We start from the raw sequence: 15,629 nt of genomic DNA on the forward strand, positions 1-15,629 counted from the left end.
GCGGAATCGGCCATATCGGGTGAGCGATCCGTGGCGAAGGTTGCGGTGATTTCTGGCCGGATTCCCGCGCCCCGCCCCCTCCCCGCGCCCGGCCGGGCACCCCCCGACCCGCCCGAAGCCGCGCTCCGGGGCAGGCACCTCGGCCAAGAGGCGTACCCTCCGACCGGCAAGAGGCGCACGGGGGCACACCTGGCGCGAGGAGCGGGCCTTTCGAGCGGTTGTCCGCGGCACGGGCCGCGCGCTGTGGTTGCCGCGGCCGAGCCGCCGCTACGGTCGGAGCGTGAAGGCCATTCGTCGATTCACCGTGCGCCCTGTCCTTCCCCCGTCCCTACGACCGCTCAGCGAACTGGCGCGGAACCTGCGCTGGTCCTGGCACACCGAAACCCGCGAACTCTTCCATGCCCTGGACCCCGACGGCCGGCAGCGGCCCGGCTCCGACCCGGTCCAGCTCCTCGGCACCGTCACCGCCGAGCGCCTCGCCGAGCTCGCCGCCGACCGCCGCTTCCTGCGCCGGCTCACCGCCTGCGCCGACGAGCTGCAGGACTACCTCGCCGGCCGCCGCTGGTACCAGTCCGTCGACGCCGCCCTGCCCGAGGCCGTCGCCTACTTCTCACCCGAATTCGGCATCACCGCGGCCCTGCCGCAGTACTCCGGCGGCCTCGGCATCCTCGCCGGCGACCACCTCAAAGCCGCCTCCGACCTCGGCGTTCCGCTGATCGGCGTCGGGCTGCTCTACCGCCACGGCTACTTCCGCCAGACCCTCTCCCGCGAGGGCTGGCAGCAGGAGCACTACCCGGTCCTCGACCCCAACGAGCTGCCACTGGAGCTGCTCCGCGAGGCCGACGGCAGCCCCGCGCAGGTCTCCCTCGCCCTCCCCGGCGGCCGGCGCCTGCGCTCCTACATCTGGCAGGCCCGCGTCGGCCGCGTCCCCCTGCTCCTCCTCGACTCCGACGTCGAGGAGAACGGACCCGGCGAGCGCCAGGTCACCGACCGCCTCTACGGCGGCGGCAGCGAGCACCGCCTCCTCCAGGAGATGCTGCTCGGCATCGGCGGCGTACGGGCGGTCCGTACGTACTGCCGGCTCACCGGTCACCCCGCCCCCGAGGTCTTCCACACCAACGAGGGCCACGCCGGCTTCCTCGGCCTGGAACGCATCCGCGAACTGTCCGAAGAGGACGCCGGCGGGCTCGATTTCGACAGCGCCCTGGAAGCCGTCCGGTCCGGCACCGTCTTCACCACCCACACTCCCGTACCCGCCGGCATCGACCGCTTCGACCGCGAACTGGTCGCCCGGCACTTCGGCCCCGACGGCGAACTCCCCGGCATCGACGCCGCCCGGATCCTCGGCCTCGGCATGGAGAGCTACCCCGGCGGCGAACCCAACGTCTTCAACATGGCCGTCATGGGCCTCCGCCTCGCCCAGCGCGCCAACGGCGTCTCCACCCTGCACGGCGGGGTCAGCCGGGAGATGTTCGCCGGACTCTGGCCCGGCTTCGACCCCGACGAGGTACCGATCACCTCCGTCACCAACGGCGTGCACGCGCCCACCTGGGTAGCCCCCGAGGTCTTCCGCCTCGGCGCCAAGCAGATCGGCGCCACCCGCACCGAGGACGCCCTCACCGTCGGCGGCTCCGAACGCTGGTCCGCGGTGGCCGACATCTCCGACCCCGCCATCTGGGACCTCCGCCGCACCCTGCGCGAACAGCTGGTCACCGAGGTACGGATGCGGCTGCGTGCCTCCTGGCGGCAGCGCGGCGCCGCCACCGCCGAACTGGGCTGGATCGACCAGGTCCTCGACCCCGACGTCCTCACCATCGGCTTCGCCCGCCGCGTGCCGTCCTACAAGCGGCTCACCCTCATGCTCCGGGACCGCGACCGGCTCATGGAGCTGCTGCTCCACCCCGAGCGCCCGATCCAGATCGTGGTCGCCGGCAAGGCACACCCCGCCGACGACAGCGGCAAGCGCCTCGTGCAGGAACTGGTCCGCTTCGCCGACGACCCGCGCGTCCGGCACCGCATCGTCTTCCTGCCCGACTACGGCATGGCGATGGCCCAGAAGCTCTACCCGGGCTGCGACATCTGGCTGAACAACCCGCTGCGCCCCCTGGAGGCCTGCGGCACCTCCGGCATGAAGGCCGCCCTCAACGGCGCGTTGAACCTCTCCGTCCTCGACGGCTGGTGGGACGAGTGGTACGAGCCGGACTTCGGCTGGTCCATCCCGACCGCCGACGGCACCGCCACCGACGAGGAACGCCGCGACGACCTCGAAGCCGCGGCCCTCTACGAACTCCTCGAACAGCGCGTCGCGCCCCGCTACTACGAGCGCGACGAGGCGGGCGTACCGCACCGCTGGGTCGAGATGGTCCGCCGCACGCTGGTCACCCTCGGCCCGAAGGTGCTGGCAGGGCGGATGGTCCGCGAGTACGTCGAGCGGCTCTACGCGCCCGCCGCGCAGGCGCACCGCTCCCTCACCCCGGACGCCGCGCGCGACCTCGCGCGGTGGAAGACCCGGGTGCGCGAGGCCTGGCCGCGGGTCGCCGTGGACCACGTCGAGACCGGCAGCGCGGCCGCACCCGCCAACGGGCAGGCCGAACTGGGCGGCACCCTGGCGCTCCGCGTCCGGGTCGCGCTGGACGAGCTGGCGCCCGAGGACGTCGAGGTGCAGCTGGTCTCCGGCCGGGTCGACGAGTCCGACCGGATCGCCGACCCGCTCACCGCGGCGCTGAAGCCGGCCGGCGGGCCCGACCTGGAGGGCCGCTGGCTCTACGAAGGGCCGTTGGTGCTGGACCGGACGGGCCCCTTCGGCTACACCGTCCGCATCCTCCCCGCCCACCCGCTCCTCGCCACCGGCGCCGAGATGGGCCTGATCGCGGCCCCTTCGGAGGCCACGGGCGAAGCGGCCGGGGTACTGCTCCGCTGACCCGGTACGGCGCCGTGCCACGAACACACCGGCACGGCGCCGCACCGCGAGGCCCGCTCCGTCCCGCACGCCATAGGCTGCTGCCCACAGCCGGCCGCACAGGAGCGGCCGGGCGGCTGCACGGGGGCGGATCATGAGCCAGGTACGGACACGGGTCTCGGCATACGCGATCGTGGTGGCGGAGGGCCGGGCGCTGCTGACCCGGCTGTCCGACGCCTCGCCGGTCTTCACGCCCGGTCAGTGGTATCTCCCGGGCGGCGGCATCGACCCCGGCGAGCAGCCCGTCGACGCGCTGGTACGCGAACTGCGCGAGGAGACCGGGCGGACGGTCCGGGAGGCCGGGCTGCTGGACGCGCGGACCTACGAGGTCCGGCGGCTCGGGGTGGACTGGCAGCTCACCGGCCTGTTCTACGCCGTCGCGCTGGAGGACGGCCCGACGGCGGTCGCCGAAGCCGACGGTTCCACGGGCGCCGTGGCCTGGATCCCGCTGCCAGATCTCCCGCACACGAGCCTGTCACCGGCCGCCACCGACGGCCTGCGAAAGGCCGGCGCCCTGTCCTGACGGGAGCCCCGCCCTGACCGGCGACCAGCGGCCGGCAACCGACGACCGGCAGCCGAGGGCCGACGGCCGAGCGACCGGCCCCGCGACATGGAGGAGCGGTGCCCGGAGGGATATCGGGAGCCTCCGGACACCGCTCGGCCTGTGTGCGGTGCGGGCAGCGGATCACCCTGTGGACAACGCCCACCGGCCGACCCGCCCCCCTAAACTCCCCGGACTGTAAGGGGAGCCATGTGGCGAAGCGTTACTTCACGTTGACGCCCGTCCAGGCCGCCTCGACGCCCTTGACCTCGGCACCGTCCGCGCCGTACAGGTCGGTGGCCGCCTTCACGGTCGCCTCGCGGGCCGCCTTGTAGTCGGTCGTCGAGGTCATGTACGCGGTCAGCGCCTTGTACCAGATCTTCTCGGCCTTGTCCCGGCCGATGCCCTCGACCTTGGAGTCGTCGGCGGTCGGGCTGTCGTACTTCACGCCGTCGATCTCCTTGGCGCCGCTGCCCTCGGACAGCAGGTAGAAGAAGTGGTTGGCGATGCCCGAGGAGTAGTGCACGTCGACGTCGCCGGCACCCTCCTTCCAGAAGTCCAGCGACTGGCCGTCCTTGCTGGGCTTGTCCATGTACCGCAGCGGGCTGCCGTCACCGTTGATGTCGATCTTCTCGCCGATGAGGTAGTCGCCCGGGTCCTCGGCGTTCTTGGCGTTGAACTCCGTCGAGGTGCCGAAGATGTCGGAGGTGGCCTCGTTCAGGCCGCCCGACTCGCCGCTGTACTCCAGGTTCGCGGTGGCCGAGGTGACGCCGTGCGACATCTCGTGCGCCGCCACGTCCAGCGCGGTCAGCGGGTGGGTGTTGCCCTCGCCGTCGCCGTACGTCATGCAGAAGCAGCTGTCGTCCCAGAACGCGTTCACGTAGTTCTGGCCGTAGTGCACGCGGGAGGTCGCGCCCTTGCCGTCGCCGTTGATGCCGCTGCGGCCGTGCACGCTCTTGTAGTAGTCCCAGGTGGCCTGGGCGCCGTACGCGGCGTCGACGGCGGCGGTCTGCGGGTCGTCACCCTTGCCGGTGCCCCACTTGTCGTCGTCGTCCGTGAGCAGCTTGCCCTCGCCGCTCTCCTTGCCGCCCAGGTCGAGCGTGGAGTGGCCGCCGCGGCTGTCGTCGGTCAGCTCGTAGCCGCTGCTGCCCTTCTTGGTGGCCAGCTCGACCTTGCCGCTGTACATGCTGGTGCCGGCGCCGGTCTCGATCGCCTGGTGCTGGAACAGCTTCTTGCCGGTGTTGGCGTCGGTGATGACGTGCAGCTCGCTGGGCGTGCCGTCCTTCTGGACGCCCTTGACCACGGTCTCGTACGCCAGGACCGGCTTGCCGGAGGCGGCCCAGATCACCTTGTTCGGGGTGGCCGCGTCGGACTTCTTGATGCCCTCGGTCCTGCCGGACACCGACTGCGCCGACGCCGCGGCCTTCTTCGGGGCGATCTTCGCGCTGGTGGAGGCGACCTTGATGCCGGCCTTCGTGGCCTTGGAGGTCGACTTGACGGCGCCGCCCTTGGCCCGGTGCACGACCAGGTCGCCGCCGAGGACGGGCAGGCCGTCGTAGGTGCGGTCGTAGCGGGTGTGCGTGGTGCCGTCGGCGTCCTTGATGACGTCCTTGACGACCAGCTTCTCCTTGGCGCCGAGCCCGAGCTCCTCGGCGGTCTTCGCCTTGGTGGCCTGCGCGTCGCGCAGCAGCTCCGCGCGGTGCGAGGCGGTCATCTTCACGGGCGCGCCGGCGGCCTCGTGGGAGGTGGGGGCCGCGCCCGCCGTGCCGGTGGCGATGCCGGCGGCGAGCAGTGCTGCCGCGGCCACGGAGGCGCCGGCGATACGGGTGGTACGCGATATGTGGGGGGTCACGCGTGCTCCTTCAACTTTGCCAAGTGGTGGGGGTGCAAAGCGATGCGGGTGGTACGTGCGGGGTCAGCGTGCCATTCCAACGCGCGACTGTCACCGGGTAATTGGGGCCGGTTTGCAATTTGTTCGCAAAGAGCGAGCTGTCGTCCGCATAGCGGAGGAGGGCCACCCCCGCCGAACGGCGGGGGTGGCCCTCCCGGTTGATCGGTCTGCCGGGTTTCCGGTCAGAAGGTCAGCTTCCAGCTGTTCAGGCGGCCGGTGTCACCGGAGTACACGTCGCGGACCCGCAGCTTCCAGGTGCCGGTGGCGTTCTCCGAGGAGGCGTTGACCGTGTAGGTGGTCTTCACGTCCGCAGCCGAGTCCCAGGAGCTGGAGTTCTTCAGGCGGTACGCCGTGCCGTCGGGCGCGAGCAGGTCGAGGACGAGGTCACCGCGGTAGCTGTGGGTGATGTCCACGCCGACCTTGAGCGTGCTCGGGGCCTTGCCGGTCCGGTTCACGGCGATCGACGAGGTGACCGCCGCGCCCGCGTCCGGGATCGCCACGGCGTTGTTGTTCTCGTAGACGTTGCCGCCCGGGTCGGGGTCGCCGCCGTCGCCGACGCGGCTGCCGACGTTCACCGCGGCCCAGGTGTTGGCGACCGTGTTGTAGGTCGGGGTGTCCTTGCCGAAGAGGTCGGCGGCGGCGTTGAGGGTGGCGGTGCGGGCTGCCGCGTAGTTGGTGTTGGAGCTCATGTACTGGGTGAGCGCCTTGAACCAGACCTTCTCGGCGTTGGCCCGGCCGATGCCCGGCACGGACTTGCCGTCGGACGTCGGGCTGTCGTACTGCACGCCGTTCACGACCTTCGCACCGCTGCCCTCGGACAGCATGTAGAAGAAGTGGTTGGCGATGCCGGAGGAGTAGTGCACGTCGACGTTGCCGACGCCCGAGTACCAGAAGTCCTTGGACGCGCCGTCCTTGCTGGGCTTGTCCATGTAGCGCAGCGGGCTGCCGTCCCCGTTGATGTCGATCTTCTCGCCGACGAGGTAGTCGCCCGGGTCCTGGGCGTTGTTGGCGTTGAACTCGACGGCCGCCGCGAAGATGTCGGAGGTGGCCTCGTTCAGACCGCCGGACTCACCGCTGTAGACGAGGTCGGCGGTGGCGGAGGTGACGCCGTGCGTCATCTCGTGGGCCGCCACGTCGATCGAGGTGAGCGGGTGGGTGTTGCCCGACCCGTCGCCGTAGGTCATGCAGAAGCAGCTGTCGTCCCAGAAGGCGTTGGAGTAGTTGTTGCCGTAGTGGACCCGGCTGTACGCGCCGACGCCGTCGCCCCGGATGCCGCTGCGGCCGTGCACGCTCTTGAAGTAGTCCCAGGTGAGCTGGGCGCCGTACGCGGCGTCCACGCCCGCGGTCTGGACGTTCTGCGGGGTGCCGTCGCCCCACACGTCGTCCGGGTCGCTGAAGAGCGTGCCGGTGCCGGACGAGCCGTGGTTGAGGTTGTACGTCTTGTGGTTGCCGCGCGCGGTGTCCGTCATGGTGTACGACGGCGCGGTCCCGATGGTCACCTTGCCGCTGTACTGGCTGTTGCCGGTGCCCTGCTCGATCTCCTGGTACTGGAACAGCTTCTCGCCGGTGGTGGCGTCGGTGACGACGTGCAGCCGGTTGGGCGTCTGGCCGTCGTCCTGCACGCCGCCGACCACGGTCTCGTACGCGAGGACCGGCTTGCCGTTCGCCGCCCAGACGACCTTGCGGGGCTCCTTGGCGTCGGACTTCTCGGCGCCCTCCGCCTTCGAGACCTTCAGCGCCTTGGACTCGGCGGTGGCCGGCGCGACGGCCGCCTTGGTGCTCGGCACGGCGATCCGGGCCTTGACGCCCTTGGTGACCCGCTGGACCTTGCCGGTGCGGGTCTCGTGCACGACGAGGTCGCCGCCGAGGACGGGCAGGCCCTTGTAGGTGCGCTCGTACCGGGTGTGGGTGGTGCCGTCCCGGTCCTGCTGGACGTCGCGGACGACCAGCTTCTCCTCGGCTCCGAGCTGGAGCTTCTTCGCCGTCTGCGCGGTGGTGGCCGCCGCTTCCTCCAGCAGCTCCGCACGCTGCGAGGGGGAGAGCTTGGCGGGCAGTGCGCCCGCGCGGGGCTGGACGTGTTCGACGCCGGGGTTGGGGGCCGCATTGCCCGCGCCGGTCTGTACGCCGACGGCGAGCAGGGCGGTCACGGCGACGATGGTGCCGGTGGCCATCGCACGTCTGCGGGCCTGTCCGGAGCGTCCATGGGGGGTGCGTGTCACGCTGGCTCCTTCTGCGAGGCCGCGACGGGATGGGCCGCGGCCGAGGGGACCGGTCGGCTGGGTGGCCGTCCGGGCAGAACAAGTGCGTGTGGGGGGAGCGGTGCGTACGTGGCCGGAGCGGGCGGTGGTGCTGTGGGGACCCGTTTCGACTGCCGCGCAGCTTCCCACCTGCCACACCCGATTGTCAGGATCCCTTCAAGAACATGGCCGGAAACCGTCCGTAGAGCGGCGGTTGGCGTTCGTATAGCGGTCAACCACCTGGTCGGGGCGGCCGGGCCGGCCCCGCACGGCGGCGCTAGCCGGCCCGGCCCCGCACAGCAGGACGCGGACCGTCACCCCGCCAGGCTCTCCTTCCAGGCGCTGTGCAGGTCGGCGAAGCGGCCGCGGTCGGCGATGAGCCGGTCGGGGGTGCCGTCCTCGATGATCCGGCCGTGTTCCATGACCAGGACGCGGTCGGCGATCCGGACCGTGGACAGCCGGTGAGCGATGACCACGGCGGTGCGGTCGCGGAGGACGGTGTGCATGGCGCGCTGGACGGCGCGTTCGCCGGGGATGTCGAGGGAGGAGGTGGCCTCGTCGAGGACGAGGACCGCCGGGTCGGCGAGGAGCGCGCGGGCGAACGAGACCAGCTGGCGCTGGCCGGCGGAGATCCGGCCGCCGCGCTTGCGCACATCGGTGTCGTAGCCGTCGGGGAGCGCGCTGATGAACTCGTGCGCGCCGATGGCCCGCGCCGCCGCCTCGACCTCGGCGCGGGTGGCGTCCGGGCGGCCGACGGCGATGTTCTCGGCGACCGTGCCGGAGAACAGGAACGCCTCCTGGGTGACCATCACGACGCCGCGCCGCAGCTCGGCGGTGGACAGGTCGCGCAGGTCCACGCCGTCCAGGAGGACCCGGCCCGTGCTCGGGTCGTAGAAGCGGGCCAGCAGCTTGGCGAGCGTGGACTTGCCCGCTCCCGTGCTGCCGACGACCGCGACCGTGCTCCCCGCGGCCAGCGTGAGGTCGAAGCGCGGCAGCACCTCGCCGCCGGTGCGGTAGGCGAACCGGACGCCGGAGAAGACCACTTCGCGCCCGGGGCTGCCGCCGGCGGCCGGGGGCAGGGGGACGGGCGCGGCCGGCTCGGGGACGGCGGGACGCTGGGCCAGCAGGCCGGCGATCTTCTCCAGGGACGCGGCCGCCGACTGGTAGGCGTTGAGGAACATGCCCAGGCGGTCGATCGGGTCGTACAGCCGGCGCAGGTAGAGGACGCCGGCGGCGAGTACGCCGAGGGCCAGCGAGCCGGTGGCGACCCGGTAGGCGCCCCACAGCACGATGGCCGCGAGGGCGATGTTGGCGCACGTGCGGGAGAGGACGACGTACCGGGCCATCTCCAGGATGGCGGTGCCGTTGGCCCGCTCGTGGACGTGGTTCAGCCGGGCGAACTCGGTGTCGTTGGGCCGCTCGCGGCGGAAGGCCTGCACGGGGCGGATGCCGTTGAGCGTCTCGGCGAACTTCACGATGACCGCCGCGATGGCCGTCGAACGGCGCTTGTGGACGGCCAGGGAGCGGCGCTGGAAGGAGCGGATCAGGAGCAGCAGGGGGCCCGTCGACAGGAGCGCCGCGGCGCCCAGGCCCCAGTCCAGGTACAGCAGCATCGCCGTCACGTACACCATCGACAGCACGACCCCGACCAGCTCCTGCAGGCCGTCCTCGAGGAGTTCGCGCAGGCTCTCGACGTCGGTGGTGGAGCGGGAGATCAGCCGGCCCGAGGTGTAGCGCTCGTGGAAGTCCAGGCTGAGCGCCTGGGCGTGCCGGAAGATCCGGCCGCGCAGGTCGCGCAGGACGTCCTGGCTGACCCGGGAGCAGGAGCGGGTGAAGGCGTACTGGAGCGTGCCGGCGGCCAGCGCGCACGCCAGATAGCCCGCGCCGACGGCCAGCAGCGGGCCGTGGTCGTCCGCCCGCAGCGCGGGCACGGCGTGGTCGATGGCGTACGCGACCAGCAGCGGGCCCGCCTGCACGGCCGCCTGCTGGAGCAGCAGCAGGACGACCGTGAGCCGGCCGCGACGGAGATACGGGCGCAGCAGCGAGCGGAGCAGGGTGAGGGAGGCGCCCTTGGGGGTGGGCAGGACGTCCCGGTCGAAGGGGTCCTCGGGGGGAGCGGAACCGGGGGAGGCGGCCGGGCCCGCGTCGTTGTCCTCGGGAGGCCGGCCGGCCGCGGTCGTGGTCGTGGTCATCGCTCCGTCTCCTCTGTGCTCCGGTGCGGTGCGGCGGCACGGGGCGCAGCGTCCGGGCCGTCCCCGTTCGGGACGTCCTCCGCCAGGTCGGCGCCGGACATCAGGTGGGCGTACTCGGCGTTCTCGCGCAGCAGCTGCTGGTGGCTGCCGACGGCGGTGATCCGGCCGCCGGAGAGGAGCGCGACCCGGTCGGCGAGCAGCACCGTGGACGGGCGGTGCGCGACGATCAGCGCGGTGGTGGCGGCCAGGACCCCCCGCAGCGCCGTCTCGACCCGCGCCTCGGTGTGCACGTCCAGCGCGGAGAGCGGATCGTCCAGGACCAGGAAGCGCGGCGTTCCGACCACCGCGCGGGCCAGCGCGAGCCGCTGCCGCTGGCCGCCGGACAGGCTCAGGCCCTGCTCGCCGACCTGGGTGTGCCCGGCCTGCGGGAGCGCGGCGACGAACTCCTGCGCCTGGGCGGTGCGCAGCGCCCGCTCGACGCCGTCCTCGCCCGCCTCCTCGCCGCCCATCAGGACGTTCTCCGCCGCGGTGGCGGAGAAGAGCGTCGGCTCCTCGAACGCCACCGCGACCAGGGAGCGCAGCTCGTCGCGCGGCAGGGTCATGATGTCCCGGCCGTCCACGGTGATCCGGCCGCCGGTCGCGTCGTACAGCCGCGGCACCAGCGCGGTGAGCGTGGTCTTGCCGCTGCCCGTCGCGCCCACCAGCGCCATCGTCTCGCCCGGCCGGATGTGCAGGTCGACGCCGCGCAGCGTGGGCGGGGCGCCCGGCGGCGCATCGGGGTAGCGGAACTCCACCCCCGTGAAGGCGAGCCCGTCGGGGGCCGGGGTGCCGGGCGCGGGGGCGCGGGCCGCGGCGCTCGCGGACGCGTCGTCCGCGTCCGCCGGCGGGGCGTCCAGCACTTCGAAGTACCGGTCGGCCGCGGTGGCCGACTCGTTGCTGATGGCCAGCAGGAAGCCGATGGACTCCACCGGCCAGCGCAGCGCCAGCGCGGTGGAGAGGAATGCCACGAGCGTGCCCGCCGACAGGTCCCCGTCCGCGACCTGGACCGTGCCGAGGACGAGCGCGGCGCCGATGGCGGTCTCCGGCAGGAACGTGATCACTCCCCAGATCGCCGCGAGCAGCCGCGCCTTGTGCAGCTCGGTGCCGCGCAGCTCATGGGTGAGGGCGGTGTACGCGCGGGCCTGGGCGCGGTGCCGGCCGAAGCCCTTGATGATGCGGATGCCGAGCACCGCCTCCTCGACCAGCGTGGTCAGGTCGCCCACCTGGTCCTGCGAACGGCGCGCCGCGACCGAGTACTTCCCCTCGAACACGTAGCAGAGCACCATCAGCGGCACGAGCGGCGCGAGCAGCACCAGGCCCAGCGTCCAGCGCTGGGCGAGCAGGATGGCGAAGCCGACCAGGATGGTGACGCCGTTGACGAAGAGGAACGTCAGCGGGAACGCCAGGAACATGCGCAGCAGCTGAAGATCGGTCGTGCCGCGCGAGAGCAGCTGCCCCGAGGGCCAGCGGTCGTGGAAGCTCACCGGCAGCCGCTGGAGGTGGTGGTAGAGGGCGTCCCGCATCGACGCCTCGACGCTCGCCAGGGGGCGCGCCACCAGCCACCGGCGGAGCCCGAAGAGCCCCGCCTCGGCCAGCCCGAGGAGCAGCAGGAGCCCGCCGCCCAGCCAGATGCCGCCCGCGTCCCGGCGCGCCACCGGCCCGTCGACCAGCCACTTCAGCACCAGCGGGATCAGCAGGCCCATGCAGGACGCCAGGACGGCGACGATCGCGGCGCCGGACACCCGGGCGCGTACGGGGCGGACGTAGGGCCACAGCCGCAGCAGTGACCGTACGGCGGAGCGGGGCGGAGGGACGGCGGGCTCGGGGCGGTTCGCTGCAGCGCTCATCAGCAGTGAGCGTAGAAGTCGCCACTGACAATCCTCACGCGGTTTTTTCCCGCCGGGAAAGCGGCAGTTGGGGTCGCGAGGACCCCGCGCGCCGTCCGTCAGCGGCTCACCGCCCGGCCCGCAGCAGCCACACCGCCCGGCCCGGCAGCTCCACCTCGGTGCCCGCCTCGTACGCCGTTCCCGGCTCCGCCTCCTGGTCCTCGCGCGCGGTGTCCACGAGGAGCTCGTACGTACGTGCCCACGGCGCGGCCGGCAGGGTGAAGCGGCCCGGGGCGTGCCCGGCGTGCAGCAGGACCAGGAAGCTGTCGTCGGTCACCGGCAGCCCCCGCTCGTCCCGCTGCGGGATGTCCGTCCCGGACAGGAACATGCCCAGCGTCGCGGCGGGCGCGTACCAGTCGCCCTCCGCCATCTCCGTCCCCGCCGACGTGAACCAGGCCAGGTCCCGCAGCCCGTCCGGGCCGTTCGGCCGCCCCGAGAAGAAGGCCCGGCGGCGCAGCACCGGATGCGCCCGGCGCAGCGCGATCAGCCGGGAGACCAGCTCGGTCAGCGGCCGCCACTCCGGGTCCTGCGTCAGCGACCAGTCCAGCCAGCCCAGCTCGTTGTCCTGGCAGTAGCCGTTGTTGTTGCCCTGCTGGGTGCGGCCCAGCTCGTCGCCCGCGACCAGCATCGGCACGCCCGTGGACAGGAGCAGCGTGGTGAGGAGGTTGCGCAGCTGGCGGCGGCGGAGCGCCCGTACGTCCGCGTCGTCGGTCTCGCCCTCGGCGCCGCAGTTCCACGAGCGGTTGTCGTCCGTGCCGTCGCGGTTGCTCTCGCCGTTGGCCTCGTTGTGCTTGTGCTCGTAGGAGACCAGGTCGCGCAGGGTGAAGCCGTCGTGCGCTGTGACGAAGTTGACCGAGGCCTGCGGGCGGCGGCCGCCCCAGGCGTACAGGTCGCTGGAGCCGGACAGCCGGTAGCCCAGGTCGCGTACGTCGTGCTGGGCGCCGCGCCAGAAGTCGCGCACGGTGTCGCGGTACCGGTCGTTCCACTCCGTCCACAGCGGCGGGAAGGCCCCGACCTGGTACCCGCCCATTCCCACGTCCCACGGCTCGGCGATCAGCTTCACCCGGCGCAGCACCGGGTCCTGCGCGATCACCGCGAGGAACGGCGAGAGCATGTCCACGTCGTGCATGGAGCGGGCCAGCGCGGCGGCCAGGTCGAAGCGGAAGCCGTCCACGCCCATCTCGGTGACCCAGTAGCGCAGCGAGTCGGTGATCAGGCGCAGCACGTTCGGCTGCACGACGTGCAGGGTGTTGCCGCAGCCGGTGTAGTCGGCGTACCGGCGCGGGTCCTGCTGGAGGCGGTAGTAGCCGCGGTTGTCTATCCCGCGCAGGGACAGCATCGGGCCCATCTCGTTCGCCTCGGCCGTGTGGTTGTAGACCACGTCGAGGATGACCTCGATGCCCGCGTCGTGCAGGGCCCGCACCATCCGGCGGAACTCGCCGACCTGCTGGCCGCGCGTCCCCGAAGCGGCGTACGCGGCGTGCGGCGCGAAGTAGCCGATGGAGTTGTAGCCCCAGTAGTTGCGCAGCCCGCGGCGTAGCAGATGGTCCTCGTGTGCGAACTGGTGTACGGGAAGCAGCTCGACCGCCGTGACCCCGAGCCGGGTCAGATGCCCGATCGCGGCCGGGTGCGCGAGCCCCGCGTACGTGCCGCGCAGCTCCTCCGGGATGCCCGGGTGCCGCTTGGTGAAGCCGCGCACGTGCAGCTCGTAGATCACCGAATCGGCCCACGGCGTCTTCGGCCGGCGGTCGTCCTCCCATTCGTCGCCGGGCACGTCGTCGTGGACGACGACGCCCTTCGGGACGTGCGGCGCGGAGTCCCGCTCGTCGCGCACCGTGTCCGCTATGTGCTGCTCGGGCCAGTCCCGCACGTGCCCGTACACCTCCGGCGGCAGCAGGAAGTCCCCGTCGACCGCGCGCGCGTACGGGTCGAGCAGCAGCTTCGCCGGATTCCAGCGGGCGCCGGTCCACGGGTCCCAGCGGCCGTGCACCCGGTAGCCGTACCGCGTCCCCGGCAGCACGCCGGGCACGAAGCCGTGCCAGATCTCGTGGGTCAGCTCCGCCAGCGGATGGCGGGTCTCGACGCCCGCGTCGTCAAAAAGGCACACCTCCACCGACTCGGCGCCCGCCGCCCACAGCGCGAAGTTCGTCCCCGCGACACCGTCCGGGCCGCAGCGGAACCGCGCCCCGAGCGGCTGCGGGGACCCCGGCCGCACCGTGACCGGGGCAGCGGCCGGTCTCGCCCCGCCCTCGTCCGGCAGTGCCTCCTGCTCAAGCGCGCTCGACACGTGGCAGCCTCCCGCGGCTCGCGACTCGATCGGGCGGTGCCGTACGCGGCGTCCCGGCCGCGTGTGTGGACGTGCCCTCCCGGCAATCCTTCCCTGCACTCCTCCTTCCCCGAACCGGTCGGGACGTCACGTTTCCCCACGAAGGGAGCGCTCGTTGAGACCACCGTGACCAACCGATCCCTGACGTACCGAACGCTCCGGCGTCCCTGGACGGCCGCCGTACCGCTGCTCGCGGGCGCCGCGTTGCTCGCCGGCTGCCGGGGACCCGGCGGCTGGACGTCGGACGAGCCGCCCTCCCCGAAGGAGGCCGTACGGGTGCATCCGGACGACGGCGCGCGCGGCGTGCCCGCCGACCACCGCATCGAGGTGCGGGTGCCGGACGGCCGGCTGGAGCGGGTCGAGGTCACCCGGGCGGGCGACACCGGGAGCGAACTGGTGCCCGGCCGGCTCACCCCCGACGGGCGCGGCTGGCGCTCGGCCGGCGCCCCGCTCGCGCTCGCCTCCCGGTACACCGTCGAGGCCGTCGCGCTGGACGGCCACGGCCGGCGCACCGCCCGGCACACCTCCTTCACCACCTACGTGCCCGAGCACCGCATCGTCGGCTTCTTCCGCCCCGAGCACCGCTCCACCGTCGGCACCGGGATGATCATCTCCTTCGCCTTCAACCGCCCCGTGCGCGACCGGGCCGCCGTCGAGCGCGCCGTCACCGTCACCGCGCGCCCCGAGGTGACCGTCGCGCCCCACTGGTTCGGCGACCGGCGGCTGGACTTCCGGCCCCGCGAGCCCTGGCGGCCGGGCACCGAGGTCTCGATGGCGCTGCGGCTGCGGGACGTCCGTGCGGCGCCGGGGGTGTACGGGATCCAGCACAAGACGGTCCGCTTCAGGATCGGCCGGGATCGGACCAGCGTTGTTGACGCGACCGCGCACACCATGACCGTACGCAGCGCCGGGAAACCGCTCGCCACGCTGCCGGTGACCGCGGGCGACCAGGACAACCCGACGTACAACGGCCGGATGGTGATCCTCGAACGGCACCCGATGACCCGGATGGACGGGGGCACCGTCGGCTTCGGGGGCGAGTACGACATCCCCGACGTGCCGCACGCGCTGCGCCTGACCACCTCCGGCACGTTCCTGCACGGGAACTACTGGGCGCCCAGGGCCACGTTCGGGGCCGCCAACACCAGCCACGGCTGCGTCGGCCTGCGGGACGAGCAGGGCGGCAGCCCGGACACCCCGGCGGGCTGGTTCTACCGGACCTCTCTCATCGGCGACATCGTGGAGGTGATCCGCTCCCGTGACACGACGGTCGCCCCGGACAACGGTCTGGGTGGCTGGAACATGACGTGGCGCGCGTGGCTGCGGGGCTCGGCGGCCGACTGAACGCGGCGGCCCGGCGGGTCCGTGCCGGACCGTTATCCGGCCGAATCGACCGCCCGCCGGAGCCCCTTCCGTACGTTCCGTACCACCCTCACCAGTCGGTACGAAACGGTGACATGTCCGGGGAGTCCCCTCCCGTCCGCGGTGTGGTTATCTGGCGGCAGGCGCGCGCGTGGCCCGTGCCGCGCGCTGCGGATGCGGGTTGTGCGAGGGGAAA

The 15,629-nt window shown here is 72.6% G+C and carries 8 protein-coding genes; 3 read left to right on the top strand and 5 right to left on the bottom strand.

Annotated features, from left to right (window positions below; genetic code table 11):
* The first annotated feature begins 280 nt into the window (after positions 1 to 280).
* Together glgP and ACIGQF_RS16490 are read left to right on the top strand one after the other, a co-directional pair.
* Positions 281 to 2,920, top strand: coding sequence for an alpha-glucan family phosphorylase (glgP, locus tag ACIGQF_RS16485; protein ID WP_399710521.1), 2,640 nt, complete (start codon positions 281 to 283; stop codon positions 2,918 to 2,920).
* Between the two features lie 133 nt (positions 2,921 to 3,053).
* On the top strand, positions 3,054 to 3,482 hold the full coding sequence (locus ACIGQF_RS16490) for an NUDIX hydrolase (protein ID WP_399710523.1): 429 nt from the start codon (positions 3,054 to 3,056) through the stop codon (positions 3,480 to 3,482).
* 241 nt (positions 3,483 to 3,723) lie between these two features.
* Here ACIGQF_RS16490 and ACIGQF_RS16495 read toward each other — a convergent pair whose 3' ends face one another.
* The 5 genes from ACIGQF_RS16495 to glgX form a co-directional block, all read right to left on the bottom strand.
* Positions 3,724 to 5,352: a M4 family metallopeptidase gene (locus ACIGQF_RS16495; protein ID WP_399710525.1), complete on the bottom strand. Its 1,629-nt coding sequence runs from the start codon at positions 5,350 to 5,352 to the stop codon at positions 3,724 to 3,726.
* 221 nt (positions 5,353 to 5,573) lie between these two features.
* Positions 5,574 to 7,562, bottom strand: a complete 1,989-nt coding sequence (locus ACIGQF_RS16500; protein ID WP_399710971.1) for a M4 family metallopeptidase — start codon at positions 7,560 to 7,562, stop codon at positions 5,574 to 5,576.
* A 380-nt stretch (positions 7,563 to 7,942) separates the two neighbouring features.
* Entirely contained in the window at positions 7,943 to 9,820 is a 1,878-nt protein-coding gene (locus ACIGQF_RS16505; protein WP_399710527.1) for an ABC transporter ATP-binding protein, read from the bottom strand.
* Positions 9,817 to 11,706, bottom strand: a complete 1,890-nt coding sequence (locus ACIGQF_RS16510) for an ABC transporter ATP-binding protein (protein WP_399710529.1) — start codon at positions 11,704 to 11,706, stop codon at positions 9,817 to 9,819. The genes ACIGQF_RS16505 and ACIGQF_RS16510 overlap by 4 nt, the downstream gene beginning before the upstream one ends.
* A 106-nt stretch (positions 11,707 to 11,812) precedes the next feature.
* Positions 11,813 to 14,032 (bottom strand): glycogen debranching protein GlgX, encoded by a 2,220-nt coding sequence (gene glgX / locus ACIGQF_RS16515; protein WP_399710531.1) that lies wholly within the window; start codon positions 14,030 to 14,032, stop codon positions 11,813 to 11,815.
* Between the two features lie 165 nt (positions 14,033 to 14,197).
* Here glgX and ACIGQF_RS16520 point away from each other — a divergent pair, with 165 nt between their 5' ends.
* A complete protein-coding gene (locus ACIGQF_RS16520; RefSeq protein ID WP_399710533.1) occupies positions 14,198 to 15,415 on the top strand; it encodes an Ig-like domain-containing protein in 1,218 nt (405 codons plus the stop codon).
* Positions 15,416 to 15,629 lie beyond the last annotated feature (214 nt).

It is taken from the genome of Streptomyces sp. NPDC053560, assembly GCF_044544605.1.
GTDB lineage: Bacteria > Actinomycetota > Actinomycetes > Streptomycetales > Streptomycetaceae > Streptomyces.